At 74.0% G+C, this 26,760-nt stretch carries 22 protein-coding genes; 3 read left to right on the top strand and 19 right to left on the bottom strand.

Annotated elements, in window-relative coordinates:
- Positions 1–4: 4 nt before the first annotated feature.
- The 4 genes from E1258_RS02265 to E1258_RS33005 all read right to left on the bottom strand — a co-directional run bounded on the left by E1258_RS02265 (position 5) and on the right by E1258_RS33005 (position 4,086).
- A complete protein-coding gene (locus E1258_RS02265) occupies positions 5–952 on the bottom strand; it encodes a sulfotransferase (RefSeq protein WP_132396339.1) in 948 nt (315 codons plus the stop codon).
- Positions 949–2,148, bottom strand: a complete 1,200-nt coding sequence (locus E1258_RS02260) for an MFS transporter (protein WP_132396337.1) — start codon at positions 2,146–2,148, stop codon at positions 949–951. Before E1258_RS02260 ends, E1258_RS02265 begins: the two co-directional genes overlap by 4 nt.
- Positions 2,145–3,512: a DegT/DnrJ/EryC1/StrS aminotransferase family protein gene (locus E1258_RS02255; RefSeq protein ID WP_132396335.1), complete on the bottom strand. Its 1,368-nt coding sequence runs from the start codon at positions 3,510–3,512 to the stop codon at positions 2,145–2,147. The genes E1258_RS02260 and E1258_RS02255 overlap by 4 nt, the downstream gene beginning before the upstream one ends.
- Positions 3,513–3,942: 430 nt before the next feature.
- On the bottom strand, positions 3,943–4,086 hold the full coding sequence (locus E1258_RS33005; RefSeq protein WP_165949607.1) for a hypothetical protein: 144 nt from the start codon (positions 4,084–4,086) through the stop codon (positions 3,943–3,945).
- A 73-nt stretch (positions 4,087–4,159) separates the two neighbouring features.
- Here E1258_RS33005 and E1258_RS02250 point away from each other — a divergent pair, with 73 nt between their 5' ends.
- Positions 4,160–4,975: a response regulator transcription factor gene (locus E1258_RS02250; RefSeq protein ID WP_243715125.1), complete on the top strand. Its 816-nt coding sequence runs from the start codon at positions 4,160–4,162 to the stop codon at positions 4,973–4,975.
- Positions 4,976–5,097: 122 nt separating this feature from the next.
- On the top strand, positions 5,098–5,694 hold the full coding sequence (locus E1258_RS02245; RefSeq protein ID WP_132396333.1) for a response regulator transcription factor: 597 nt from the start codon (positions 5,098–5,100) through the stop codon (positions 5,692–5,694).
- Between the two features lie 37 nt (positions 5,695–5,731).
- Here the strand turns inward: E1258_RS02245 and E1258_RS02240 are convergent, their stop codons facing one another.
- The 11 genes from E1258_RS02240 to E1258_RS02190 all read right to left on the bottom strand — a co-directional run bounded on the left by E1258_RS02240 (position 5,732) and on the right by E1258_RS02190 (position 19,170).
- Positions 5,732–7,579, bottom strand: a complete 1,848-nt coding sequence (locus tag E1258_RS02240; protein WP_132396331.1) for an ABC transporter ATP-binding protein — start codon at positions 7,577–7,579, stop codon at positions 5,732–5,734.
- Entirely contained in the window at positions 7,576–9,297 is a 1,722-nt protein-coding gene (locus E1258_RS02235; protein ID WP_132396329.1) for an ABC transporter ATP-binding protein, read from the bottom strand. Before E1258_RS02235 ends, E1258_RS02240 begins: the two co-directional genes overlap by 4 nt.
- A 76-nt stretch (positions 9,298–9,373) precedes the next feature.
- Positions 9,374–9,493, bottom strand: coding sequence for a SapB/AmfS family lanthipeptide (locus tag E1258_RS02230; protein WP_132396327.1), 120 nt, complete (start codon positions 9,491–9,493; stop codon positions 9,374–9,376).
- A gap of 39 nt (positions 9,494–9,532) precedes the next feature.
- Positions 9,533–9,649 (bottom strand): SapB/AmfS family lanthipeptide, encoded by a 117-nt coding sequence (locus E1258_RS02225; RefSeq protein WP_132396325.1) that lies wholly within the window; start codon positions 9,647–9,649, stop codon positions 9,533–9,535.
- Between the two features lie 6 nt (positions 9,650–9,655).
- Complete coding sequence (lanKC, locus tag E1258_RS02220) at positions 9,656–12,268, bottom strand: class III lanthionine synthetase LanKC (protein WP_132396323.1); 2,613 nt, start codon at positions 12,266–12,268, stop codon at positions 9,656–9,658.
- A gap of 215 nt (positions 12,269–12,483) precedes the next feature.
- Positions 12,484–14,121 carry a glucose-6-phosphate isomerase gene (gene pgi, locus E1258_RS02215; protein WP_132396321.1) on the bottom strand — a complete coding sequence of 546 codons (1,638 nt, stop codon included), beginning with the start codon at positions 14,119–14,121 and terminating at the stop codon, positions 12,484–12,486.
- Positions 14,122–14,280: 159 nt separating this feature from the next.
- Positions 14,281–15,183 carry a siderophore-interacting protein gene (locus E1258_RS02210; RefSeq protein WP_132396319.1) on the bottom strand — a complete coding sequence of 301 codons (903 nt, stop codon included), beginning with the start codon at positions 15,181–15,183 and terminating at the stop codon, positions 14,281–14,283.
- Positions 15,184–15,264: 81 nt separating this feature from the next.
- Positions 15,265–16,251 carry an ABC transporter substrate-binding protein gene (locus tag E1258_RS02205; protein WP_243715124.1) on the bottom strand — a complete coding sequence of 329 codons (987 nt, stop codon included), beginning with the start codon at positions 16,249–16,251 and terminating at the stop codon, positions 15,265–15,267.
- Positions 16,252–16,268: 17 nt separating this feature from the next.
- Positions 16,269–17,105, bottom strand: coding sequence for an ABC transporter ATP-binding protein (locus tag E1258_RS02200; RefSeq protein WP_132396315.1), 837 nt, complete (start codon positions 17,103–17,105; stop codon positions 16,269–16,271).
- On the bottom strand, positions 17,102–18,154 hold the full coding sequence (locus E1258_RS02195; RefSeq protein ID WP_132396313.1) for an iron chelate uptake ABC transporter family permease subunit: 1,053 nt from the start codon (positions 18,152–18,154) through the stop codon (positions 17,102–17,104). Before E1258_RS02195 ends, E1258_RS02200 begins: the two co-directional genes overlap by 4 nt.
- Positions 18,151–19,170 (bottom strand): iron ABC transporter permease, encoded by a 1,020-nt coding sequence (locus E1258_RS02190; RefSeq protein ID WP_165949606.1) that lies wholly within the window; start codon positions 19,168–19,170, stop codon positions 18,151–18,153. Before E1258_RS02190 ends, E1258_RS02195 begins: the two co-directional genes overlap by 4 nt.
- 86 nt (positions 19,171–19,256) lie before the next feature.
- Here E1258_RS02190 and E1258_RS02185 point away from each other — a divergent pair, with 86 nt between their 5' ends.
- Positions 19,257–20,546, top strand: coding sequence for an alanine racemase (locus E1258_RS02185; RefSeq protein WP_132396309.1), 1,290 nt, complete (start codon positions 19,257–19,259; stop codon positions 20,544–20,546).
- Here the strand turns inward: E1258_RS02185 and E1258_RS02180 are convergent.
- From E1258_RS02180 to E1258_RS34250, 4 genes are read right to left on the bottom strand one after another with little or no spacing between them, the layout of a single operon-like run.
- The gene (locus E1258_RS02180; protein WP_132396307.1) at positions 20,506–21,873 is read right to left on the bottom strand and encodes a glutamine synthetase family protein; all 1,368 of its coding nucleotides are present in this window, start codon (positions 21,871–21,873) and stop codon (positions 20,506–20,508) included. The two genes, E1258_RS02185 and E1258_RS02180, sit on opposite strands and share 41 nt — an antisense overlap.
- Positions 21,870–23,651 (bottom strand): IucA/IucC family siderophore biosynthesis protein, encoded by a 1,782-nt coding sequence (locus E1258_RS02175; protein WP_207919369.1) that lies wholly within the window; start codon positions 23,649–23,651, stop codon positions 21,870–21,872. The genes E1258_RS02180 and E1258_RS02175 overlap by 4 nt, the downstream gene beginning before the upstream one ends.
- Positions 23,635–25,482, bottom strand: coding sequence for an IucA/IucC family siderophore biosynthesis protein (locus tag E1258_RS02170; protein ID WP_243715123.1), 1,848 nt, complete (start codon positions 25,480–25,482; stop codon positions 23,635–23,637). Before E1258_RS02170 ends, E1258_RS02175 begins: the two co-directional genes overlap by 17 nt.
- Positions 25,460–26,725, bottom strand: a complete 1,266-nt coding sequence (locus E1258_RS34250; RefSeq protein ID WP_243715122.1) for an MFS transporter — start codon at positions 26,723–26,725, stop codon at positions 25,460–25,462. Before E1258_RS34250 ends, E1258_RS02170 begins: the two co-directional genes overlap by 23 nt.
- Positions 26,726–26,760: the final 35 nt, after the last annotated feature.

The following is a 26,760-nucleotide window of genomic DNA, read 5'->3' as shown; positions in this document are numbered from 1 at the left end:
TCTGCTACCTCCCGCTGGTCGGTGACGTCCGGGCCGCCCCGGACCGGGCCGACCGGTAGCCGTAGCGGGCGAACAGGGGCTGGGCCAGCGCCGTCGCGGCCAGCCGGTTGGCGGTCGACAGGGTGCGCCGCCAGGAGTCGTCGCTGTCGCGGATCACGGTCGGCCCGGTGCGGAACCGGTCCGGGTTGCCGGTCACCGTGTGGTTCGTGCCCAGCTCGACGGTCCGCCCGCGCACCGGGTTGCCTGCCGGGTCGGCGCCGCACAGCCGCAGCAGCGCGTCGACGGTGCCGGCCGGGTCGGCGGTGAACGTTTCGTAGCGCAGCAGCGTCGACCGCTGCGGGTGCCGCCGGGTGATCGCCGCCGAGGCCAGGTTGAACCCGTGCCAGTACGCGGTGCTGCGCGCCGCCGACATCGCGTACACGTACTGCTTCGGCTCCCGCCAGGAGTGCGCCACGGCGCGCGGATCGCGGACCAGGTGCACGTAGTACGGGGTGATCCCGGGCAGGTACGGCAGCAGCGCCGCCTCTCCGGGGATCTTCGTGGTGTCCACGATGGTGTGCGCGCCGGTGCGTTCGGCGATCGCCCGGTAGACCCGGCCCATCAGCTCGGCGTGGGCGCGCATCTCGGCGTCGTAAAGGCCCCGGTGCAGCACCCGCCAGGTGTGCCGGGTGCGGACCCGCGAGCGCTGGCGGTGGATCACCTGCTCGGCGTGCGCGTCGGGCGACATGCCGGCGGGCCGCCCGACGGGCAGCACCCGCGACCAGACGTCGCAGGCCGTCAGCGCCAGGCCGCAGCCGCACCGGTCGTTGACGCCCCGGCCGGTGGAGTTCTTCCACAGGAAGTGCAGCTCGCCGACGTGGAAGAAGCCGGGCACCTCGTTGAGGACGTTGCCGATGATGGTGCTGCCGTTGCGGCACCAACCGGTGACGCACAGGACCGTCAGGTCGCTCATGCCGCGCGGGCCTCCGTCCGTTCGCCGCCGGGCCCGCCGGTGCCGGCCGCCGGGCGGCCGATCCACGCCGCCGTGGCCGCCGCCGCGACGGCGCAGGCCGCGCCGACGCCGAACACGGCGGGATAGTCGAACCGCCCCGCGACCAGGCCGGTCACCGGCCCCCACACCGCCAGCCCCAGGTCCCAGAACGAGGTGTACGCCCCGATCGCCGCCCCCTGCCGGCCCGGGCCGGCCCGGTTCATCACCATCAGCGCCAGCGACGGGTGCAGCAGCGAGAAGCCGACGCCGGTGACCACCCCGCCGGCCACGGCGACGGGCAGGTTCGGCGCGAGGGCCACGATCGTCAGGCCGACCGCCTCGCCGGCCGCGGACCAGGCCGCCACCCGGCGGGGGCCCAGCCTGTCGGGCAGGTGCCCGATGACCAGGCGGGTGCCGGCGTACACGGCGCTGAAGCAGCTCAGCACCAGCACGCCGGAGCCGATCCCGCGCGCGTCCAGGTGCAGCACGACGAACGCGGCGAGGCCGGCGTACCCGGCGGCGCCGAGGGCGAGCGCGGTGCCGGGCAGCAGCGCCGGGCGCAGCAGCAGCCCGCCGCCGCCCTTGGCCGGGGCGGCCCCGGGCTCCCGGCGAGGCACCGGGACCAGGGCGATCAGGGCGGCGGCCAGCAGGGGAGCGGCGGCGGCGAGCGCCCAGACGGCGGGGTAGGAGACCTGTTGCAGGGTGGCGCCGAGGAACGTGCCGGCGGAGATGCCGCCCCACATGCTGACTCCGTACAAACCGATGAGCTGGCCCCGGCGGTGGTGCGGGGCCAGGGCCACCGTCCACACCGCCCCGGCGGTGAACAGGGCCGCCTCGCCCGCGCCGAGCAGCAGCCGCACCGCGACCAGCACCGGCACCGTGAGCGGCAGGAGGTAGAGCAGCCCGCCGAGGCCCACGACGAGCGCGCCGGTGAGCATCACGGCGCGGTGGCCGTACCGGTCGGCCAGCGCGCCGGCCACCGGCCGCACGAGCAGCGCGGTCACGGCCGTGACCGTGACGACCAGCCCGACGACCAGGTCCCCGGCGTCGTGCCGGTCGCGCAGGTACCCGGGCAGCACCGGGATCACGGCAGTGAGGCCCAGGTAGCCGGCGAACAGTCCGCCGAAGATGCCGACCAGGGCCAGGCGCGGCACGGCGCGGGTGGCGGTCTGCGTCATCGGCCCGCCGGCTCCCCCGCGCCGACCGGTGCCGACGTGGTGCCGGCCGGCGGCGCGGCGGCGGTCGGTGGGGGCGCGGCGGCGGCGACCTTGCGTACGGCCCGCACCAGGTCGTCGCAGTCGTTCAGGGTCAGGTTGGACGACAACGGCACGTCCACCGCCTCGCGCAGGTACCCGGTGGTGCGCGGCAGCATCGCCCGGATCGCGTCGACGTCGTCGGTGTCGTACACGAACCGCCAGTTCCAGAACGCGCGGACGTTGAGGTCGTCGTCGGCGCCGATGTTGCGCGCGTCGATGCCCTCTTGGCACAGCGCGCGGGCGAACCAGTCGGCGTCGCCGCCGGGCACCCGGAACACGAACGCCTCCCCGAGGTACGCGCCCGGGGCGACCGGCCGGCGGATCGCGATGCCCGGCAGGTCGGCCAGCGCGGCGGCGACGTGCCCGTAGTTGCGGTGGAACAACCGCAACCGCTGCGGCAGCCGGGTCATCTCGGCGCGCAGCAGCGCCGCCCGGATCTCGTCCATGCGCAGGCTGAGCAGGGGCAGGTCCAGGCCGGTCAGCGGCGGCTCGCCGTCGGGGAAGTGCCGTCGCAGCCGCCCCTCGTACGCTCCGGACAGCGCCACCGCGCGGGCGAACAGTTCCGTGTCGTCGGTGACCAGGAAGCCGCCCTCGCCGCAGTTGAGCGCCTTGTCCGACTGGGTGCTGAACGCCCCGGCGATCCCGAACGTGCCGAGCTTGCGGCCGTCCAGTTCCGCGCCGAGGGCGGGCACCGCGTCCTCGATCAGCGGCACGCCCATCTCGGCGGCGAACCCGGCGAGGGCCTCGGCGTCGGCGGCGAAGCCGCGCATGTGCACCACGAGGATCGCCCCGATCCCCGGGTGCCAGCGGCGGCGCAGGTCGTCGAGGTCCATCCGCAGGTCCTCGTCGACCTCCACCAGGAACGGCTGGCAGCCGGCCATGACGATCGCGCTCGGCGTGGCGACGAACGTGAACCCGGGGCAGGCCACCAGGGAGCCCGGGGGCACCCGCGCCGCCATGATGGCCAGGGCGAGGGCGGCGGTGCCGCTGGACACGGCGAGAGCGTGCCGAGTGCCGAAGAAGCGGCACAGTTCGTCCTCGAACCGGCCGCACTCGGTCTCGTGCTGCGGACGGTGGTCGTACCGGAAGTAGAGGTGGCTGCGCACGGCCCGGCAGGCGGCCTCCTCGTCCTCGGGGTGGACGAAGACGGCGCCCTTGTCGTATGTGGGCCAGGGGGTACGCCGGACGGGCGCGCCGCCGTGCAGGGCGAGGCGCTCCTCCGGTCGATCAGGGCGCGCCGCCGGCAGTGGCCGGGGCGGCGCGGGAGCTTCGTCGTTCCCGTTCACCGGCGGACTCCTCGCTCGTTCCTGACGGTGTTCCGGCGGCCTTTTCCAGGGCCCGCGGAACGGTGGCCGACACGCGTTGCACGGACCGCACGAATAGTCCCGCTGACGTGGGAAAAGCCGTCGATCCGGAATCGCGATAATCGCAACCCAGTGACAGTCATGATTGCCTTGGGGGTGCGGCCCGTCAACCCGTGACCGTGGTGCCCGGCGGTCCCGGTCGGGCGGCGAGGCGGGCCTCCGGTGACCCACGGTTTCCGTCCGTAGACACTCCGGGCGGCCGATGTGTCGCTGAGCTGTGTCGAAGGCCGGGTGTGCTCCCGGCTGTGGTCACCCTCGGTCAGCGCGACCCGTCGGCATCGGATGGCGTTCGGAATACTTGCCCCAATAATTGCAATTCCCCAGGGGCTGCGTAGCTGTAGCGCGGAATCGATCAGTTCGCCGTCTGGACGATGACGCCCCGGGGCTGGCCGGTCACCTCGGTCGGCAGCTCGGTCACCGGCGGGGGCAGCCGCCGGTGACGACCCGTCGGGGCCAGCGCCCGCGCCACCTCCCTCGCCTGCCTGCCTCGCGCCACCGGGTCGCCGATATCGCGGTGTCCGGCCGCTGGGGTACCGCCGTCGCCGCCCTGCGGGCGGCACAATGCCGGGGTGAGCGAGCGGCGGGTGAGCCTCGACGATGTCTCGGCAGGACCCGTCCCGCAGTCGTCGGCCCCCGTGCCGTCCGCACCGCGCGACGTGGCCGAATGGGTCCCGCAGCGTCCACCAGGGGCAGCTCCTCCCGCGCGCACCGCCTCCGCCCGCCGGTACCGAGCCGGGATGGCCGGCGCGGCGCGTACCCGAGATCGGAGATTCGTGCTGATCCACGTCGTCGTGGCCGAGAAGATGGGACTGCTGCGCAGCGCACTGCGCGCCGCGCTGTCGAGCGAGGAGGACATCGAGGTGATCGCCGACGCCGCCGGCATCGGCGAACTGTGGCCGGTGCTGCGCCGGGAAAGTCCCGACGTGTTGGTGCTGGAGCTGAAACCGGACGCGCCCGAGCCGGCGGCGGCGGTGGTGGCCAGGGTGGTCGCCGAGGCACCGGGGACGGCCGTGCTGGCGATGAGCCACCGCTGGAGCCCGCCGTTGGTCGAGGCGGCCCTGGCCGCCGGGGCACGCGGGCTGGTCAGCAAGGACGTCGCGTTGTCGGAGCTGGTCCGCGCCGTCCGCACCACCGCGGCCGGGGAACGGGTGATCGACCCGTCCGCCGCCGTGGCCGTGCTCAGCCCGCCGGCGAACCCGCTGACCCGGCGCGAGCGGGAGGTGCTGCGGGAGGCCGCCGAGGGCGTACCGCTGAAGGAGATCGCCCGTCGGCTCTTCCTGGCGCACGGGACGGTGCGCAACCACCTCTCGGCGGTCATGCACAAGACGGGGGCCCGCAACCGGATGGAGGCGGTCCGCCTGGCGCAGCACGAGGGGTGGTTGTAGTCGCGCACACGGGGCTGCGGCGAGGCAGGTCGGGGCCCGTCCGCTCGCCGGGCGGCGCAGTGGAATTCGTGTTTAGATGTTCACGATCTGTGATGTGCCGAGACGCCTGGGAGAGGTCCGACGTGATCCGTACCCTGCTTGCCCTGGACGGTGCCCTGGTCCGAGGCGCGTTGTCGCTCGTCCTCGCAGCCGAGGAGGATATCCACGTGGTGGCCGAGGTGGGCCGCGGCGACGCGGTCGACCAGGCCGTCCGCGCCGGTCAGCCGGACGTCGCGGTGGTGGATTTCGATCTGATCAATGGTGACCCGGAGGCGGTGGGGCCGGCGGCGATCCAGCGGTGCCCGCTGCTGGTGCTGGCCGACCCGCGCCGCGTCCGGGGTCTGCACAGCGTGTTCGCCCCGGGGCGGACCGTCGGCATCCTGGCCAGCGACGTGGCCCCGCAACGGGTGGTCGACGGGGTCCGCCGGCTCGCCCGGCGGGAATCGGTGGTCGACGCCGAACTCGTCATGGCGGCGCTCGCCGCCGACTGCCCGCTGACCGCCCGGGAGACCGAGGTGCTGCGGCTGACCGCCGCCGGTGCCCCGGTCGCCGAGGTGGCCGGGTCGCTGCGGCTGTCCTGCGGCACGGTCCGCAACCACCTCGGGCGGATCGCCCGCAAGACCGGGGCGCGCACCCGGATCGAGGCGGTCCGGCTCGCCCGCGAGTCCGGCTGGATCTGAGGCCGGTCGGGCTGCGCGCACGGGGCCGGTGGGATGGTCAGCCCCTCGTGACCGGGGCCGGTCGTCCCGCCGGCCGGTCGTCCCAGTGGCCGACCAGTTCCCGGTACGTCGCCGACCGGGCCAGCAACTCCTCGTGGGTGCCCGTGACCGGGCGCTCGCCGTCGAGCACCAGCACCCGGCGGGCCCGGACGGCCGAGCTGATCCGGTGGGCGATCACCACGAGCGTGCCGGGCCGGCGGGCGAAGGCGTCCTCGACCGTCGCCTCGGTCGCCGGGTCCAGGTGGCAGGTCGCCTCGTCGAGGAGCACCAGCGGGGCGGGGGAGAGGTACGCCCGCACCGCGGCGATCAACTGCCGTTCGCCGGCCGAGAGCGCCGCAGGCGTCACCTCCCCGGCCAGCCCGCCGAGCCGGGCGGCCAGCGGGCCTGCCCCGAGGGCGTCGAGGGCGGCCGTGACCGTGGCGTCGTCGGCCCCCGGCCGCAGGTAGCGCAGGTTGTCGGCGAGGGGGCCGGTGAAGACGTACGCCTCCTGGGGCACCAGCACCCGTAGGCGGGCCAGCGCCTCCGGCGGGGCGTCGGCGACCGGAACCCCGCCGAGGCGTACCGTGCCGGCCTGCGGCGCGAGCAGCCCGGACAGCAGCGCGGCCAGGGTGGACTTGCCCGCCCCGCTCGCCCCGACCACGGCGAGGTGCTGCCCGTCGCTTAGGGCCAGGGTGGCGTCCCGCAGCACCGGCCGGGCCGCGACGCCGTACCGGAAGGTCAGTCCCCGGGCCAGCACGGCCGGTGCGCCGACGGGCCGGGCGGAGGCGTTGTTGGCGTCGTGCCGTCCCGCCGCGTCGTCGCCCGTGTCGTGCCGTCCCGCCGCGCCCGCGTCGTCGCCCCGGTCGTCGCCCGCGTCGTCGGGGCAGGTCCGCAGAATGCGGTCCAGGGTGACCACGTAGCGCAGGCCGCCGCCCCCGATGCCCTGCACCAGCGCGTGCAGGGCGGGCTGGAGGCCCGTGGAGACGTACACCAGCGCGCCGAGCACCGCCCCGGCGGTGAGGCCCCGGTCGACCAGCCACGGCGCGGCGAGCAGCAGCACCGCCACCGGCAGCCAGCCGCCGAGACCGAGGCTTAGGCTGCGCACGGCGGACATCCGGGCCAGCGTCCGCTCGGCGGCGGCCTGGTCGGCCACCCGGACGCCCACGCCGGCGACGACGCGCCCGGCGGCGCCACAGGCCCGCACGTCCCGGTGCCCGGACAGTGTGGCCGCGGCGGCCCGGCCGAGCTCCTCGCCGGCGCGCACGTACCGGCGCTGTTGCCCGGCCATCGCCGGGAGCGCGGCCAGGAACACGACCAGCCCGGTGAGCAGGGGCACGGCGACCAGTGCCGTCACCATCGGGTCGAGGGCGAGCAGCCCGAGCAGGGCCGCGCCGGCGGTGAACAGGAACCCCCGGGTCACCATCAGCAGGCCGGCGAAGGTGTCCCGGACCAGCTCCACCTGGTGGGTCAGCCGGGCCGCCGCGGCGGTATCCGGGCGACCACCGCAGCGGGTGGCATCCCGCAGGGCGGCCCCGACCACCCGGGCGGCGAGGTCGTCGCGGAACGGCTCGACCACCGCGCCGAGGCTGCGGTACGTCCGGCCGGTCGCCACCGCGCCGACGAGCACCGCCGCGGCCAGCGCCGCCAGCCAGCCCAGCCCCGCGCCGAGCCGCCCGGCCAGGAAGCCCCCGTCGACGGCCCGCGCCACCAGGGCGCCGGAGAGCAGCGTGGGCAGGGCCTCCACGGCCGACCAGCCGGCGAGCCGCGCCACGGCCGACCGCCGGGCGCGCAGCGCCGTCCACGTCGCCCGCCCCACCCCGGGCGACGCCGCGCCGGCCCGCCCGGCGCGCTCACCCGGCGCGCTCACCCGGCCTCCCCGTCGGCGCGGAAGACCGCCCGGTACGCCGGGTCGGCCCAGAGCCGCGCGTGCGGGGCGAGGGCGCGCAGCCGCCCGCCGTCCAGCCAGGCCACCAGGTCGGCCGCCGCCGCCGTCGCGGCCCGGTGGGTGACCACGAGGCGGGTACGCTCGCCCGGCCGCCCCGCCACCGCCCGGGAGATCCGGTGCTCGGTGACGGTGTCCAGGCTGGACGTGGCGTCGTCGAGGATCAGCAGCCGCTGCGCCCCGGCGAACGCCCGGGCCAGCCCGAGCCGTTGCGCCTCGCCGCCGGAGAACGGCGCGTCGGCCAGCGGGGTGCGGAAGCCCTGCGGCAGCCGGGCGACGACGTCGTCCACCGCCGCCGCCTCGGCCGCCCGCCGCACGGCGAAGGTGGCAGGGGAGCCGTCGGCCGGCGGCGCGGCCTGCTGCGGGGGCAGCGCCAGGCCGATCGCGTCGTGCACGGTCGCGCCCACCAGGGCCGGTCGGTCGAAGGCGTACCCGACGGCCCGGCGCAGGTCGGCCGGGTCCAGCCGGGTCAGCGGCATCCCGTCGAGCCGCACTTGCCCGGCGTCGGGGTCGTGCAGCCGGCCGGCGACGGCGGCGAGGGTGGACTTGCCGGCGCCGGACGGCCCGACCACGGCCACCGTGGCGCCGGCCGGGACGGTCAGGTCGACGCCGTCGAGGACGGGCCGGCCGTCGTCGCCGTACACGCTCACGCCGTGCAGCCGCAGCGCCCCCCGGCCCGGCGGCAGCGGACGGTCGCCGTCGGCCGGCGCGGGCTGGCTCAGCAGCTCGGCGACCCGGGCGGCACCGGCGCGGCTGCGTACGAGACGGTTCAGGGTGGCCAGCACCGCGCCCAGCCCGGCGCCGGTCGCCGCGTAGCGGACCGCCGAGACGAGCTGGCCGGGGGTGAGCCAGCCGGCCGTCAGGGCGTACCCGCCGACGGCGATCACGGCCAGTTGCAGCAGCGGCGCGACGGCGGCCGTGCGGGCGCTGGCCCGGGCCAACAGCTCCCAGCCGCGCCGGCCGTGCCCGCCCAGCTCCGGCAGGCCCGCGAGCACCCGCGCCTGCTCCCGCCGCCGGGTCCCGGCGGCGGCGATGGTCCGCGCGCCCGCGAGGGACTCCAGCAGCCGGCCGGCGATCCGGTTCAGGGCCCTCTGGTAGCCGGCGGTGGCCGCCGACGCGTCGGTGACGAACGCGCGCATCAGGCCGGCGAGCAGCAGGAGACCGGCGAGCAGGGTGATCCCCAGCGCCGGCTCGATCAGGGTGAGCGCGACGACGCTGCCCAGCGGGGGCAGCAGGGCGATCGCGCCCAGCGCGATGGTGTTGCCGGCCTGGCCGGCGTCGGCGGCCTGCCCGACCAGCCGGCCCACGAGGTCGCCGACCGGGTACCGGCGGGCGGCGCGCACGTCGAGGGCGAACAGGTGCCGCAGCAGCCGGCCGCGCAGCCGGGCGGTGGCGCGGGCGGCACCGTACCCGCTGGCCAGGTCGCCGAGGGTGTCGGTGGCCACGAGGACGGCGACCAGGGCGCAGACGGCCACCGGCCACCAGCGGGTCCCGCCGGTCAGGGCCGCGTCGACGGCCAGGCCGAGCGCCGCGGGCAGCAGCAGCTCGGCGACGGCGCCGGTCAGGGTGACCGCGCCCAGCGCCCAGGTCCACCCCCCGGCGTCGCGGGCGGCCTGCCGGAACAGCCCGTCGCGGTTGCGCATCGGCCCTCCCCGGAAACGGCGGGCGGCCCCGGGTGGACACGTCTGTCCACCCGGGGCCCCGCTGGAACGACCTGGGTCAGTTGCAGGTGGTGACGGAGAGTCCGCTGTCGCCGCAGAGCAGCAGGCTCGCGTTGGAGCCGCCGCCGTTGCGGTCGGCCGGGGCCATCTCGAGGCCCTGCAGGTCGAGGAGCGCCATGTCGGATCACGTCCTTTCGAAGTGGTGCGATGGATGGGGTCAGTTGCAGGTGGTGACGGAGAGTCCGCTGTCGCCGCAGAGCAGCAGGCTCGCGCTGGAGCCGCTGGTGCGGTCGGCCGGGGCCATCTCGAGGCCCTGGAGGTCCAGGAGCGCCATGTCGAATCACCTCCCCCCGTGGGGTAGCGGGTCGTGGTCGCCCCCGCGGCTGCGGGGGAGTTCGGGCGCGCCGGCCAGCGGCGCGAGGAAGGGCAGGGTCGCCGGCTCGTCGTGTCGCGCGCAGGCCAGCGCGAGCAGCACCCCGGCGGTGCCGGTGCCCAGGTCCATGGAGAGCCGCAGGAGCTGCTCGCCGGGGAAGGCGATCCCGCCGCCGTACGGCAGCGCGTGCCAGCCGAGCCGGCGCAGCTGCGCGTCCAGTTCGTGGCGGCCGTCGGCGTCGGGGAACGTGGCCAGGTACGCGATGATCCCGGCCCGGCCGGCGAAGAGGCCGGACTGGGCGTAGAACGGGGACCGGGCGGCCCGGCGCACCCCGGCGCTGGCCTCGGCGAAGCGCTCGTCGGCGCGGTGGCGCAGGTACTGGTCGAGCACCAGGCCGATGCCGACGCTGCCCTGCCCGAGGTACGGCATGGTGCGCCAGCCCTCGTTGACCTCCAGCGCCCCGTTCGGGCGGACCACGCACCGGCGCAGGTCCTGCCGCAGCGCGGTGGCGGCGTGCTCCAGCAGCGCCGGGTCGCCGGTCAGCTCGTGCATCCGCACCAGCAGCAGCGCCGCTCCGGTGCGCCCGCGCAGCAACCCGGCGTACGGGTGCCGGCCGCCGCTGACGTCCGGGCCGGGGTCGTCGGCGAGCCGGTCGACCACGGCGGCGGTGGTCTTGTCGGCGGCGTCGCGCAGCGCGGTCTCCCCGGTGCGCCCGGCCAGCTCGGCGAGGTTGAGGGCGATGCCGGACAGCCCGTTGGCCAGGCTCAGGTCCAGCTCGGTCCAGGACTCCCGCAGGCAGATGTCGAGCACGTCGAGGGCGTCGGAGCGGCGGCCCAGGTGCTCCAGCGCGTACGCCACCCCGTGCAGGCCGTCGTAGAAGCCCAGCCGGGTGCCCGACGCGCGGGCGGTGGCCCGCCGGGCCAGCCACTGTTCGTGCTCGGGGAACCGGCCCGCGCCGCTGACGGCGAGGGCGTGCAGCACCCCGGCCGCGCCGTGGGCGAGGTTGAGCCCGCCGCTGCGGAACTGCTCGATGTCGCCGGGGAAGAGCCGGTCGTCGCGGTGCGGGGTGGCGCTGGCGAGGATCGCGGTGCGGATTCCTCCCCGCACTCCGGGCCAGTCGCCGGTCACGTCGACGGTGTCGCCGCCGCCCGTGCCGCCGTCTGCGTCCTGGCGCTGGGCGCCGGTGATCTCGGTGACCGCCTCGGCCAGCCAGTCGCTGGGGACCGGGAAGTTCTCGGCGACGATGTCGGCGAGGTGGGCGACCTTGTCCGGGGAGAGCCGGACGAGCTGGGTCAGCGGGAGGAACAGCGCCAGGCGCAGGCAGGCCAGCGCGTACCGGTCGACGGCCGGGCCGGTCCGGTCGCCGGGTGCGGCGAACCCCTGGTTGCGCAGGCCGGGCCGGCGGTGCCCCTCGATCGGGGCGGCGACCTCGAAGTCGACAAGCGCCACCCGGTCGTCGGGGCGGACCATGATGTTGAACAGGTGCAGGTCGCCGTAGACCAGCCCGCGCTCGTGGACCGCCGCGACGATCGACTCGACCTGTGCCAGGACGTCACGCGCCCAGCGGGCGTACTCGGCCCGGTCGGCGTCGGTGGCGTCGGCGTCGATCAGCGGGTACCGGTCGACGACCACCTTGTTCAGCGACCGGCCCTCGATGAACTCCAGGGCCAGGAACCGGTGCTCGCCGATGGCGAACTCGTCGTGCACCGCGGGCACCTGGGGCAGGTCGGCGAGGCGGCGCAGGGCGGTGGCCTCCCGGTCCAGCCGGGCCACCGCGTCGGTGCCGTCGGCGTCCAGGCCGGCGTGCGGGCGGGCCTCCTTGAGCACGACCTCGGTGCCGGTGCGCAGGTCCCGGCCCACGTACAGGCCGCCGCCGTTGGAGAAGTGGATGACCTTCTCGATCTTGTACGGGACCTCGGTGGTGCTGGTGGCGTTGCGGGCGGCCAGGTGCGGGGCGAGGAAGTCCGGCAGGGGCACCCACTGCGGCAGGTGGAACACCGGGTCGCGGCGGTCGGGCACCAGCGTGCCGGAGTCGTCGGCGATCGCGGGGACGACCTGCCCGTCCGGGGAGAGGCAGTAGCGGCGGGCGAATCCGCCGTAGCGCACGTGCACCGGCCCCGCGCCGTAGCGCAGGTCGGTGAGGATGTACGGCCCGGCCTCGCCGGCGAGCAGCGCGTCGAGTTCCTTGCAGGCCAGCTCCAGCTCGTCGGTGTCCTGGGGGTAGATGGTGACGAACTTGCCGCTGGCCGAGCGCGAGGCGTACTTGGAGTTGCGCAGCAGCAGGGTGCGCGGCCCGCGCAGGAACTTGAACGACAGCCCGCGCGGCACGCAGTAGTCCCACACCGCGTCGAGCACCCGCTCGGCGTTGGCGAGGGTGGCCGACACGTGGATCTTCCAGCCCTGCTGGGGCAGCGAGCCGCCGTCCGGGGCGTGGATCAGCCAGTCGTCGAGCGGCTCACGACGCCAGCCCGCCGGCACGTCCCGCTCGGCGGCGGCGAACGCCGGCTGGGCCACCGCGCTGCCCAGCGAGTCGTAGAAGAGCCGGTCCGCGGCGCAGTAGTTGTCGTAGCGCTCGTCCACCGTGACCCCCTCCGCGATCTCGGCCGGTTCCGTTGCCCGGCGACGGATACGAGTCTCGTGCGCCGAACCCGTCCGTCCCCAGTGCAGTTAGTCATGACAGCGGATGCGTGCCGCACGGATCCCGATGACAAAAGTCACCGGCGACCCGTGGTAGCTCCAAAAAAAACCGGCCGGCGCCGCGAGGGCGCCGGCCGGTTCCGTGGACCGGGTGCCGGTCAGTCGGTGGCGCGCCGCTGCGCCCGGTACCGGGCGATCAGGGCGCGGGTCGAGGAGTCCAGCCCGGACAGGTCGGCCTCGTCGCCGGCGAGCAGCGGCGCGAGCTGGTTGGCCATCACCTTGCCCAGCTCCACGCCCCACTGGTCGAACGGGTTGATGTCCCAGATCGCGCCCTCGGTGAACACGATGTGCTCGTACAGCGCGATGAGCTGGCCGAGCACGGCCGGGGTCAGCTCCGCGGCGACGATCGAGGTGGTCGGGTGGTTGCCCGGCATCACCTTGTGCTCCGCCAGCTCCGCCGGGGTGCCCTCGGCCTCGACCTGTTCCCGGGTGCGGCCGAACGCCAGCGCGGCGGTCTGCGCGAAGAAGTTCGACATGAACAGGTCGTGCATGTCGCCCAGGTCGTGCGTGGGCCGGCTGAACCCGATGAAGTCCGCCGGGACCAGCCGGGTCCCCTGGTGGATGAGCTGGTAGAAGGCGTGCTGGCCGTTGGTGCCCGGCTCGCCCCAGAAGATCTCCCCGGTGTCGTACGACACCCGCGTGCCGTCCAGCGTCACCGACTTGCCGTTGCTCTCCATCGTGAGCTGTTGCAGGTACGCCGGGAACCGGTGCAGGTACTGCGAGTACGGCAGCACCGCGTGGGTCTGCGCGCCGAGGAAGTTGGTGTACCAGACGTTGAGCAGCCCGAGCAGCGCCGGCACGTTGCGCTCCACCGGCGTGGTGCGGAAGTGCTCGTCGACGGCGTGGTACCCGGCCAGCAGCTCCCGGAACCGCGCCGGTCCGACCGCCAGCATCACCGACAGCCCGACGGCCGAGGGCAGCGAGTACCGCCCGCCCACCCAGTCCCAGAAGCCGAACATGTTCGCCGGGTCGATGCCGAAGTCCCGTACCCGCTGCTCGTTGGTGCTGACCGCGACGAAGTGCCGGGCCACCGCCGAGGCGTCGCCACCGAGGCCGGCGAGCAGCCAGTCGCGGGCCTGCCGCGCGTTGGCCAGCGTCTCCTGGGTGGAGAACGTCTTCGACACCACCACGAACAGGGTGCTCGCCGGGTCCAGGTCGGCGGTCGCCTCGGCGATGTCCGTGGGGTCGATGTTGGAGACGAACCGGCAGACGATCCCGGCGTCCCGGTACGCCCGCAGCGCCTCGTACGCCATCACCGGCCCCAGGTCGGAGCCGCCGATGCCGATGTTGACCACCGTGCGGATCCGCTCGCCGGTGTGCCCGACCCACTCGCCGGAGCGGACCCGCTCGGCGAACGCCGCCATCCGGTCGAGCACGGCGTGCACGTCGGCCACCACGTCCCGGCCGTCCACGGTCAGCGTCGCACCCGCCGGCTCGCGCAGCGCGGTGTGCAGCACCGCCCGGTCCTCCGTGGTGTTGATGTGCGCGCCGGAGAACATCGCCGCGATCCGCTCGGTCAGCCGGGCCCGGCCCGCCAGGGCGGCGAGCAGGGTCAACGTCTCGTCGGTGACCAGGTTCTTGCTGTAGTCGACGTGCAGGTCCGCCAGCTCACCGGCCAGCCGCTCACCGCGGTCCGGGTCGGCGGCGAACAGATCGCGCAGGTGCGCGTCCCGCAGCTTCTCCGCGTGCGCCGCCAGCGCCCGCCACTCGTCGGTGGTGGTGATGTCCTCGGCCATTCCCGGCTCTCCTCCCGCACCTGCTCACAAACCGTTGCGCGCCGTAACCGTACTGCGCGGGCCCGGCCGCCCGGGCCAGACTGCCATCAGCCGGGACGTGTCGCACCCCGGCGCGCGCACGTCACCCGGGGGTAGGCACGCCGCTGTTGACGCGGCCGGTCACTCTTCGTCCGGGCGGCCGAGTCTCCAGTAGCCCATGAACGCCACCGACCGTCGGTCGATCCCGCATTCAGACACCAACAGCCGTCGCAGCGTGCGTATGACGCCGGCTTCACCGGCGAGCCAGGCGTACAGAGGCGCTGCGGCCCTGGCAGTGGGTACTTCCCACAGGATGCCGGTGTCGACGTCGACGTCGTCCAGTGGTGCCGCGGGTGCCGTCGGCCGGGTGAGCGGTCGGGTCGCCGCGGCGGTCACGGCCGGTACGAGGCGGCTTCCGTGGGTACCGGCGTCCCGGACCAGCCACGTCACGCAGATGCCTGGTGGCGCCTGCGTCGGCAGAACGTCGGCGCGGTCCGGGACCTCCAGGAAGGCCTCGCCGTAGGCGTTGCGGGGTAGCCGTTCGAGGATGGCGCCGATGGCCGGTACAGCCGTCTCGTCGCCGGCGATCAGCAGCGACCCGACGTGCTTAGGCGGGCGGAACTCCACACCGCCGTGGTCGCCGTCGTAGCCGGCGTCGGGGCCGAGGATCGCCAGCACGTCGCGGGGTCGCGCCCGCAGCGCCCACCGCGACGCGGGACCACTGTCACCGTGGACGGCGAAGTCGACATCGACCTCGTTGAGGTGGGGGCGGACCGCACGGGCGGTGTAGGTCCGGATCGGGTTGCGGGTCGTTTCGGGCAGTGACCGCCACCGCTGGTACCAACCTTCGCCGGTGGGCAGCCCGGCGAATCCGGAGCCGGGCAGGGGGAAGACGAGCTTTACGCGTTGGTCGTAACCGTTGTCGCAGAAGCGGTCGAGGTCGGGACCGGTGAACGTGACACGTACGAAAGACGGGCTGAGTCGGCGAACCGTTCGCACGTCCACCGTGAACAGCCGCCACGGGGCGACGGTGAGGGTTGCCATGTTTTGCAGTCCTTCCTGTCGCGACTCCGGCGTGACCGCCCGGCCGGCGAGGCCCGCTGGCCCGCCGGCCGGGCGGCACGGTCAGCGCAGCGGTTCGACGCCGGCGGCCTTGGCGATGTCGTCGAGGATGAGGTGGGCGCCCTGGATGCCGATGCCGGTCATCCAGGTGTCGTCGCTGACGTTGGTGACGCGGTTGTTCTTGACCGCGGTCAAGTTGGCCCACAGCGGGCTGGCGAGGAATGCCTTCTGCTGGGTGGTGGCGGGGTCGCCGTAGGTGCAGACGAAGACGTAGTCACCCTCGGCGCGGTCGATCAGCTCCGGTCCGATCTCGGTGATGACCTCTTTGGGGTCCTGCTGAGAGGCGGGGCGGGGCAGGCCGGTGTCGGCTACGACGACACCGCTGAAGCTGCTGGGCTGGTAGAGGCGGGTCGGTCCGTCGACGAACCGGACGACGGAGATCGTGGGCGCCTTGCCACCGTTCTTGGCGGTGATCGCCGCACCGATCTTCTTGGCCCGCTCCTGGTACGCGGCGATCGCCGTCTCGGCTTCCTTGTCCTTGCCGAGGGCCTTGGCGAAGAGGGCGACGTTCTCCTTCCAGCCGTCACCGGGGGCCTCGGCGAAGACGGTGGGGGCGATCTGGCTGAGCCGGTCGTAGATCTTCTCGTGGCGGATCTTGGAGGACAGGATCAGATCCGGCTTCAGCGACAAGATCTTGTCGATGTTGGGTTCCTCCAGCGGCCCGACGTCCGGCACCCCGGTCAGGTCCTTCTGCAGGTGGACCGGGTAGGTCTTGGCGACCGGGTCGACGGAGACGGCGGCGATCGGCTTCACGCCGACGAGCAGCGCCGCTCCAGCTTCCGGTGTGTCGAGCACGACGACGCGCTGCGGCTGCTTGTCGATGGTGGTGGTGCCCATGGCGTGCGTGATGGTGCGCGGGAACGTCCCGGCGCTGGACGCGCTCGCGGCCGGCGCGTCCTTCGAGGTGCCACCGCATGCGGCCGTCAGCGCGGTGAGCGCCATCAGGCCGGCGACCGCGGTGACGCGGCGGAGGGTGAACGAACTTCTCATGGTGGTCCTCTCGAATTTCATGATCTGACCGAGTCGGCGACGTCGCCGACGGCGGACGGGGATGCCGCCGACCGCTCGCGGCGGTCGTGCGGCACCACGAGGGGGGTACCAGTGACCGGGTCGTCGATGACCAGGCACGGCAGGTCGAACACGTCGTGGACGAGATCGGCGGTGAGGATCTCGGTGGGCGCTCCGGCGGCGACCAGCCGGCCGTCCTTCATGACGAGCAGATGGTCGGCGTATCGGCAGGCCTGGTTGAGGTCGTGCAGCACCGCAACCACCGTGCGGCCGTCGTGGGTGAGGCCCGCGAGCAGGTCCAGCACGTCCAACTGATGACGCAGGTCGAGGTACGTGGTGGGTTCGTCGAGCAGCAGCAGCGGTGTGTCCTGGGCGAGGGCCAGGGCGATCCAGGCCCGCTGGCGCTGGCCGCCGGACAGCTCGTCGACCATCCGGGTACGCAGGTGCAGCAGCTCGGTGCGGCCCAGGGCGGCCTCGACAGCGTCGGAGTCGCCGCTGCTCCAGCCGCGCAGCAGCCCGTGGTGCGGGAAGCGGCCCCGGCGTACGAGCGCCTCCACGGTGATCCCGGCGGGGGTCACCGGGGCCTGGGGCAGCAGGCCGAGGCGGCGTGCGACCTGCTTCGTCGGGGTCCGGGCGATGTCGGCGCCGTCGAGCAGGACGGTGCCCCGCCGGGGGGCGAGCAGCCGCGCCAGTCCGCGCAGGAGGGTCGACTTGCCGCACGCGTTCGGGCCGACGATGACGGTGTAGCCGCCGGTCGGGACGTTGACGTCGAGTCCGTCGATGATCACTTTGCCGTCGTAGGCGAGGGTGAGGTCGCGCGCCGAAAGACTTGTCATGTCCGTGCCTTTCCGCGGTGGTGCCGCCAGAGCAGCCAGAAGAACAGCGGTGCGCCGACGGAGGCGGTGACCACGCCGGCCGGCAGGGCGGTGGGCAGCGCATGCTGGGCCGTCACGTCGGCGCCGAGCAGCACCGCCGCGCCGAGGACGAGCGCCAGCACGAACGTGCGCGGGGAGAGCGGACCGGCGATCAGCCGGGCGAGGAAGGGCACCGCGAGCGCGATGAACGGCAGCGGTCCGCCGAGCCCGACGCCGACCGCGGCGAACGCCACGGCAGCGGCGACAATCCCGAGTCGCACCAGTCGCACCCGCAGGCCGAGGCCGGCGGCGAGGTCGTCGCCGAGGTCCAGCACGGCGAGCAGGCGGAGCAGGACCAGCGCCGTCGGCGTCAGCACTGCGACGGCGACCGCGGCGACGGCGACCTCGGTCCAGGTGCGGTTGTACAGGGTCCCGACGGTCCACAACACCGCGGACTGCACCAGGTCGTCGGGGAACCGCAGCACCAGGAAGGTCTTCACCGCGTACAGGGCGGTGTGCAGGCCGATCCCGACGAGTACCAGGCGGTCGGCGCCGATGCCGTTGCGCCAGGCGAGGCCGACGAGCAGGGCCGCCGCGGCGACGGCGCCGAGCAGCGCTCCGCCGGGTACCAGGACCCCCGGTACGCCGATGATGATGGCGGCGACCGCGACCGCCGTCGCGCCCATGTTGACGCCGATGACGTCGGGCGACGCGAGCGGGTTGCGCAGCAACGCCTGCAGCAGCGCCCCGCTGGCGGCGAACGCCGCGCCAGCGAGTACTGCGGCCAGCACCCGGGGCAGCCGCCACTGTTGGACCACCAGGAGATCGGCGCGATGCCCGTCGCCGACGACGGCGCGGGCGGCGTCCAGCATGCTGATCGGATAGTCGCCCAACGTCAACGCCCACAGGCCGAACACGACGGTGCCGGCCAGTGTCACGGTGGTCCACAGCGCAGCCCACAGCACGGGCCGCTTCGCGGGACGTGGTGACGCGTCGACCAGGAGGGGGGTGGCCCGATCGGTGACGCTCATCCGCTCACCAGCCGGACACGACGGACAAGGATGATCAAAACGGGGGCGCCGAGCAGCGCGGTGACGATGCCGGCTTCGAGTTCGAGGGGGAACAGCACGACCCGGCCGATGACGTCGGCGAGCAACAGCAGTGCCGGGCCGAGGATGGCGCAGGCGGGCAGCAGGACGCGGTGCTCCGGCCCGCAGAGCTGGCGCGCCAGGTGCGGTGCGGCGAGGCCGATGAAGGCCAGCGGTCCGGCGGCGGCGACCGCGCCCCCGGCGAGCAACGTGACGGCGACGGCGCCGAGCAGGCGATGCCGCAGCGGGTCGAAGCCGAGGGCCACGGCGGCGTCGTCGCCCAGGGCGAGGGCGTCGAGCGCCCGGACCAGGACGATCGCGAGGACCGCGCCGACGACGAGGAACGGCAGCACCGCGGTCAGCACACCGATCGGTCGGCCGGCGATGGACCCGGCGATCCAGAACCGCGCCTCGTCGAGGGTACGCCGGTCCAGGGCCATCACGGTCTGCGTCCACGACAACGCCGCCGTCGCCAGTACCGTGCCGGAAATGGCCAGCCGGATGGGGGTAGCGCTCCGTGAGCCCGCACCGGCGAGTACGTACACCACGACGGCGGAGACAGCGGCCCCGAGTAGAGCGAACCACACGTACCCCTGCGGGCTTTCGACGCCGGCGAAGTAGATCGCAAGGACGATGGCGAACGAGGCGCCGTGCCCGATGCCGAGCAGTTCCGGTGAGGCGAGCGGATTGCGGGTCAAGCCCTGCATGAGGCAACCGGCCACGGCGAGGGCTGCGCCGACGGCGATGGCGAGCAGCGTCCGCGGCAGGCGGATCTCCCGGACGATGATGTGGTCGCGCTCGCCGCCGCCACCGACAAGGGCGTCGAACGTCACCAGTGGACTGATCGTGCGGGCGCCGACGAACAGGCTCAACGCGATCGCCACCAGCAGCAACCCGCCGCCGGCCAGCAGCCACGGGAAGCGGACCCCCGGCGTGGCGCGCAGGGACGGGCTGGTCATGGACGATGGCTCCGGGGTGTCGGGGGCGTCGAGACGATCACGCGTAGCGTATAAGGTGAGCCTAACCTTGGTCAAAAGGAGCCCCCATGGATCTGCCACCGTCCGCCGCCGGCGCGCCGGCCCTCGCCGCCGACTCGTTGCCGCCGGCCGTGGTTGCCGCGCTTGTGGACCAGGCCGCCGACCGGTCGGATCCCCTCAGCGGGTACCTCTACAGCCCGGCCGTCGCGGTCGCGCGGGCCGACGCACTGCGCGCGGCGCTGCCGGACTGGGCCAAGGTCTGCTACGCGGTCAAGGCCAACTCGTACCGCCCGGTCGTCGCCGCTCTCGCCGGGCACGTGGACGGGTTCGAGGTCGCCTCGGCCGCCGAGGCGACCCTGGCGCGCAGTGTCCGGCCGGACGGGCTCCTCGTCGCCGCGGGCCCGGCCAAGAGCGACACGTTGCTGCGCCACCTCATCGCGCACGGCGTCGACGTGATCAACGTGGAGAGCCTGCACGAGCTGCGCCGCGTCGACCGGATCGCCGCCGAGCTCGACCAACCGGTGGCGGTGACCCTGCGGGTGAATCCGCGCCGCGTCGCGGTCGCGGGCGCGCTGGCGATGGGCGGCAAGGCCACCCAGTTCGGCATCCCCGAGGCCGACGTGCCCGAGGTGCTTGAGCAGGCGCGCGCGCTGCGCCGCACCGACGTCGTCGGCTTCCACCTGCACGTGGTCGGCAACAACCTGGACGCCGCCACGCACGTCGCGTACCTGCGATGGTGCCTGCGGTTCGCGCAGGACACGGCGGCGCGGCACGGCGTGCGGCTACGCGTCGTCGACATCGGCGGCGGCATCGGCGTCTCGTTCGGCCGGGGACCGCACTTCGACGTACGCCGCTTCGGCGAGCTGGTCGCCGACGTCCGGCCGCCCGCCGACTGCCAGGTCGTCTTGGAACCGGGCCGGTACCTGGTGACGGGCTGCGGATGGTACGCCGCCGAGGTGCTCGACGTCAAGCACGCCTACGGCACCTGGTTCGTGGTGCTGCGCGGCGGCATCAACCACTTCGCGCTGCCGGTGTCCTGGGACATCCTGCACCCGTTCACGGTGGTCCCGGTCGCGTGGTGGCCGTACCCGTGGCCGCGGCCGGAGGTCCGCGACGCACCGGTCACCGTGGTCGGTGAACTCTGCACCACCGAGGACACGCTCGTGCGTGACATGACCGTCGACCGGGTGCGCGCCGGCGACCTGGTGGTCTTCCCCGACGCGGGCTCGTACGGGTGGGAGTTCGCGCTGCCTGAGTTCCTCGGTCATCCCCGCGCCGAACGTTGGACGCTGGACTCCCCGGCGGGCGCCGATGCGCTCACAGCCGTTCGAACCCTCGCCTCCGTTCCCAGTCCGTGACGGTCGCGGCGAACGCGTCGAGCTCGGCGCGCGCCGCCGCGGCGTAGTGCGCCACCACGTCGGAGCCGAACCCCATGTGCGCGGCCTCACTGGCCTCCCACAGGGACACCGCCTCGGCGAGTGAGGCGGGCAGCCGGGGTCGGTCGGTGGTGCCGAACGCGTCACCGACCAGGGCGGGCTCCAGGGGGAGCTTGTGCTCGATGCCGTGCAGGCCGGCGGCGATGACGGCGGCGACGGCCGTGTACGGGTTGGCGTCGCCGCCGGGCACCCGGTGCTCGATGCGTAGCGAGTCACCCTCCCCCACCACGCGGATCGGGCACATGCGGTTGTCGCGGCCCCACGCCACTGCCGTAGGGGCGAACGAGCCCGGCGCGAGCCGCTTGTACGAGTTGACGTTCGGCGCCTGCAGCAGGGTGAAGTCGCGCAGGCAGGCGAGCTGCCCGGCGACGAAGTGCGCCATCGTCGGCGACATCCCGGCCAGGTCCGGCCGGTCCGGCGAGCCACCGCCGGCGAAGACCGGGGTGCCGTCCACGTGACGCAGCGACAGGTGAACGTGGCACGAGTTGCCCTCGCCGGCGTCGTACTTCGCCATGAACGTCACCGACAGGCCCTCCTGGGTGACGATCTGGCGTACCCCCGTCTTGTAGACGGCGTGGTTGTCGCAGGTGGTCAGGGCGTCGGCGTAGCGGAACACCATCTCGTACTGGCCGGGGTGGCACTCGCCGCGCGCCGACTCCATCCGCAGCCCGGCCTGCCGCATCTCCCGCCGGATGCGGCGCACCACCGGGTCGATCTCGGTCACGCCGGCGACCGAATAGTCCACGTTGTGCCGGGTCGCTGTGACCAGGCCGCGGTAGTCGCGCTCGTGCGCCTGCCGGAACGTGTCGGTGAACAGCAGGAACTCCAGCTCCGTACCGGCGAAGGCGAGCAGGCCCCGGTCGGCGAGGCGATCCAGCTGGGTACGCAGCACCTGCCGCGGCGCGAACGGCACCGGGGTGCCGTCGGGCCAGCGGGCGTCGGCGAGCACCAGCGCGGTGTCCTCGTCCCACGGCAGCCGGCGCAGGGTGGCGACGTCGGGCACCAGCAGCAGGTCGCCGAAGCCGGCCCGCGCGGCGTCGAGCGCGTAACCCGGGCCGGTGTTCATCTCGACGTCGGTAGCCAGCAGGTACACGCAGGCGGGGAAGCCCACGCGCAGCGTGTCGTCGAGGAAGTGGTGGCCGTCCAGGCGGCTGCCCTGCAACCGGCCCTGCAGATCCGGTACGACGACGATGACGTTGTCGACCGCCCCGGCGGACACGTCTTCGCGAAGCTGCTCGACGGTGATCACAGTGGGTCCTTCTCGTCGTGCAGCGGATTGGGGACGGGGTCCGCGTCGAGGCGGAACGAGGCGTCGCGCTCGGCGCGGTCGTGGTAGCCGCCGGGCAGCAGCCGCTCCCGGTTGAGGCAGGTCCGCGGGAACGCCGGCTTGCCGAGATCGAACAGGGCGAACCGGTCGGCCAGCTCGGCGAACCGTTCCTGGTAGCGGCGCACCTCGTCGCGTACCAGCGTCCAGAAGGTGGCCTCCGGCACCGTCAGCTGCTCCTCGCACAGCGGGGCGAGGAACCGGAAGTGACAGGTCAGCAGCGACTTGACGATCGAGCCGGCCAGCTCGTCGGGGCCGCACCGCATCAGTACGCCACCCGCCTCCGCCGGCAGGTCCGCGTACTCGGGCAGGTCGGTGTGGAGCAGCTTCATGTCGTCCACGAAGTCCTTGACGGCCAGCCGGGTCGGCACGTCGGCACCGTCGTAGACGACGACCGTGTTCTCGCCGTGCGGGTTGAACGCGATGCCGTAGCGGTGCATCAGGTGCAGCAGCGGCGGCAGCACGGCGGCGAACAGCCGGCGCAGCCAGCCGGTCGGCGTCAGGCCCGAGCGGGCCACCAGCTCGGCCACGAACGCCCGCCCGGCGGGATCGACGTGCAGCAGCGCCGCAAGCGTGCGGGCCCGCTCTCCCGGCTCCAGACAGGCGGCGACCGGCTCGCGCCAGATCACGCCGAGCAGTTGCCGGTACCGGTACGGCGCCTGCGGCAGCTGCTCGAACACCGGATGGTGCACGGCCACGGCGGCGACCTCACCGGGCAGGATGACCCGGCACTCGTCGCGCAGGAACGGATCGCCGTCACGCAGCGCGTGCACCCAGGCGGTGCTGTGCGGGGCGGCCCGGACCAGCTCGGTGGGGATGCCGCGGTACACCATCGTGTTGAGGATCGACAGCGGCAGCTTGACGTCGAACCGGTCCGGCCGGTCCACATTGACGAACGTACGGATCGACTGCTGCGCCCGGTACTCGTCGGTCGACTCGCCCAGCGGCACGATCCGGCCGGTCGCCAGCTGCGCGGCGAACAGCGGCACCACCACCTCGTCCCACTGCCAGTCGTGTACGGGCAGCCACACGTAGTCGGTGGGCACCAGCCCCCGGCCGGTGAGCACCGCAGTGAACGCGTCGCGCGTGTCAGGGTCGAGTTCGCGCCCGATGAGGGCGGGCCCGTCGAGTCCGGGCAGGCCGTGGTGCTCGGCGATGTCCCGGTGCGCGGCCATCCACCGCAGCCGGGTGCGGCGGCGCGCCTCCGGGGCGTGCGCGTGCCTGTCCGGGCCGGAGAAGCCGACCCGGCCCTTGTTCGCGAAGATCCACGGGTGGCCGGTCTGGTGTCCCTCCAGCTCGGCGTGCGACAGCTCGGCGAGCTCCGCGACGGGCCGGCCGGTGGCCAGCAGATGGGCGTCGGCCGACAGCGTCGCGGCCAACTCGGACACCGTCAGCGCGGTCACCGCCGGGTCCAGGTCCCAGGCGGCGTGCAGGTCGAGAAGCAGCCGGTACGGGTCGACAGGCTCCCCGTCCGACGCCGCGCGCATTACGGAGGCCGGCTCGATCCGCCAGGAGTCCATCGCGACAGCTCGACCGGTGAACTCGTAGGCGACGGCATCGGTGACGTGCACCCGGTACCGGCCTTCGCCCAGCGGTTGCGGCTGGAGCGCCTGCTCGAACGACAGCTCGGCGATCATCTTGGCGGTCAGCGCCGCCGCGGCCCGCCGCCAGGTGTCGTCGGTCAGCTCAGGAGGGTCGAACACGGGTGGTCTCCGTCAGGGTCGGTGCGGCAGGCTCGGGTCGGTACAGCGGGTTGGCCACGCTGCCGTGCATCAGGTCGAAGTCGGCGTCGCGCTCGGCGCGTTCGTGGAAACCCCCGCCCGTCAGCTGCTCGCGGTTGAGCGCCACCTTGGCGAAACGGGGACCGAGCAGGTCGAACGCGGCGATCCGGTCGGCCAGCTCGGGGAAGCGGGCGTGGTACTCGTCGATCGGTTCGCGTACCAGCGACCAGAACAGCTCCTCCGGCACGCCGAGGTGTCGTTCGACGACGTCGGCGAAGAAACGGAAGTGCCCGGCGCAGATCGCGGACTGGATGGAGTGGGCCAGATCCGTCGCGGGCCAGCGGTGCAGCTTCGCGAACACCTCCGGCGGCAGTAGCGCGTACTCCGGCAGGTCGTCCGGCAGGATCTCCACGTCGGAGCTGAAGTCCTTGAGGGCGATCCGGGCCGGCCGCTCGGCGGCGTCGCTGATCAGCACGACGTTCTCGCCGTGCGGGGTGAACGATGTGCCGTACCGGTAGAGGTAGTGCAGCAACGGCGGCAGCAGTGCCCGCAGGAACGCCCGCAGCCAGCTGACCGGGTCCAGACCCGAACGCTGCACCAGCTCCGCCACCACCGCCCGCCCGTCGGACCCCTCCAGCAGCAACGTCGCCATCGTCCGGGCCCGCTCGCCGGGCTCCAGGTAGCTGTGCACCGGCTGCCGCCAGATGGCGCCGAGCAGCTCGTGGAAGCGGTACGGCGCGTCGGGCAGCTGCGCGAAGGTCGGATGCGCGACGCTGACCGACGCCACCTCACCGAGGACCACGACGCGGCACTCGTCGCGCAGGAACTCGTCGCCGTCCCGCAGGCCCTGCAGCCAGGTGGTCATCGGCGGCGCGCAACCGGTCTGCGCCTCGCAGAGCCCACGCCAGATCAACGTGTTGCGGATCATGAGCGGGACCTTGACGTTGCGTCGCCCCGGACGGTCCAGGTTGGTCAACGTACGGACCGACTGCAGCGGGCGGTAGCGGTCCGGCGCCGCACCGAGCATGATCATGCTGCCGTCGGCCAGTTGTGGGGCGAACAGCGGCATCACGATCTCGTCGGCCTGGAACGGATGCACCGGCAACCAGACGTAGGCGTCGGGCTCGCCGCCGCGCTCGCGGATCCGGGCGGCGAAGTCGGCCCTCGTCACGGCGTCCAGTTCGTCGGCGAGCAGCGCGTCGGCGGTCAGTCCCGGCACGGCGGTGTACCGGGCCAGCTCCGGCGCGACGGCGAACCAGATCAACTGCAGCTCACCGGCGGCCTCCGGGGTGTACCGGGCGGCGTCGGCGGCGGAGAAGCCCAGCCGACCCTTGTTCAGGATCAGGCACGGGTGGCCGGTCTGGTGCGCCTCCAGGTCCTCGTGCGACAGATCGGCGAGTTCCTTCGCGGGGCGGGCGTTGGCCAGCAGTCGCACGTCGGCGACGTGTGTGGCGGTCAGGTCGCGTACCAGCTCGGCCAGCACCGCGCCGGACAGCCCGAGCACCGGATGGGCGTCGAGAATGAACCTGACCGGATCGGCGGCTTCGTCAGCGGTTCCGGCCGCGTGCCGGGTGATGCTCTCCGGTGCGATGCGCCACGCGTCGAACGTGGCGCGCCGCGCCCGGAAGGCGTACCGGACGTCGCCGGGCAGGATGACCGTCCACCGGTCCTCGGCACCGTCGGCGACGGGAACGACCAGGTCTTCGTAGGCCAGCTCGGCGATGGTGCGAGCCAGCAGGACGCGCCCGGCCGCGCGCCACATCCGCAGGTCTGCGGCCGGCTCGATCGCCTCAACGGACGGGTTCGGGGGCACTGGTCTCCTCCAGGACGACGGGTGCGATGACGGGTGCGATGACGGGTGTGGCGACGGGTGCGGTGGCGGGTGCGGTGGCGGGTCCGGCGACGACGACGGCACGGCGGCGACGCACGGCCACCAGCACGGCGAGGACCGCGAAGACGGCGGCGCCGACGAACAGCGGCCCGGGCAACGCCACCGCCACGGCGGCGGTGGCGACGATCGGGCTGGCAAGCAGGGCGACCGTGCTGACGGTCTCCACCGCCGCGAACGCCGGGCCGCGGACACCGGTGGCGGCGAAGATCCGCAGGTCCAGCGCGATCTGACCGAAGCCGAGACCGACGCCGAAGACGAGCCGGCCGGCCGCCACCGCGGCCGGGTGCACGGAGACGGCCTGCATCAGCAGGCCGGCGGCGGCGACGGCGCAGGCGGCCGGCAGCAGTGCCCGGCCGAGCCGACGCCGGGCCACCTCGGCGGCGGGCAGCACCGCCAGGGCCGCGAGGCTGGGCAGCAGGAACAGCCCGGCGGCGAGCATCGGGCCCGCGCCAGCTGCGTCCACGTACGCGGTGAAGAACGGCCGGACGACGTTGCGCCCGACCTCCACGACGAACACGATCGCCGCGACCAGCGCCACGCCCGCCCACACCGCACGCCGGGCGAGGGCCGGTTCGGCGGCCGGGGCATCGACCGGCGCCGCCGTCACGACTGTCTTCCGGCCGAGCACGCGGTGGCAGGCGAACGCGAGGATCACGTCGAACACGGCGAACGCGGCCAGGCCCACCCGCGGCTCCGGCAACGCCATGATTCCCGCCCCGAGCAGGGTCGCGGCCACCGTCGCCGCGTGGGTGACGACGGCGAACGCCCGCACCTGCGGCAGCCTGTCGTCGCTGTCGCCGAGCGCGACCAGCGCCGGATACGCCAACGCCAGCGACATGGTCGCCGCCACCAACGCCACCGACACCACGGTGAACATCGCGAACGTCGGCGTGACGGCCAGCGTCAGGTCCAGCACCGCCGCCGCGACGAGACCGGCCACCGCCAGCCGGTGCGCGGGCCAGCGGCGCGCCGCCAGGCCCCACAACGGCAGGGACACCACGGCGGCGGCCCGGCACGCCCACACGTACGTGCCGGTCGCCGTCAGGTCGGTCACCCCGAACAGCTCCCGGAACAGCTGCGGGTAGAACGGGCTCAGCGCACTGTCGGCGATCATGTGCAGGGCCACGACGCCGAGCAGCACCAACCGGCCTGCTCGCCGGTTCACGTCGCGGTCCGTCGGTGCACGCGCGGCACGCCCGC

Source organism: Micromonospora sp. KC207 (assembly GCF_004348615.1).
Classification (GTDB): domain Bacteria; phylum Actinomycetota; class Actinomycetes; order Mycobacteriales; family Micromonosporaceae; genus Micromonospora.
Note: the sequence above shows the minus strand (reverse complement) of the source record. Positions and strands in the feature narration are given on the sequence as shown.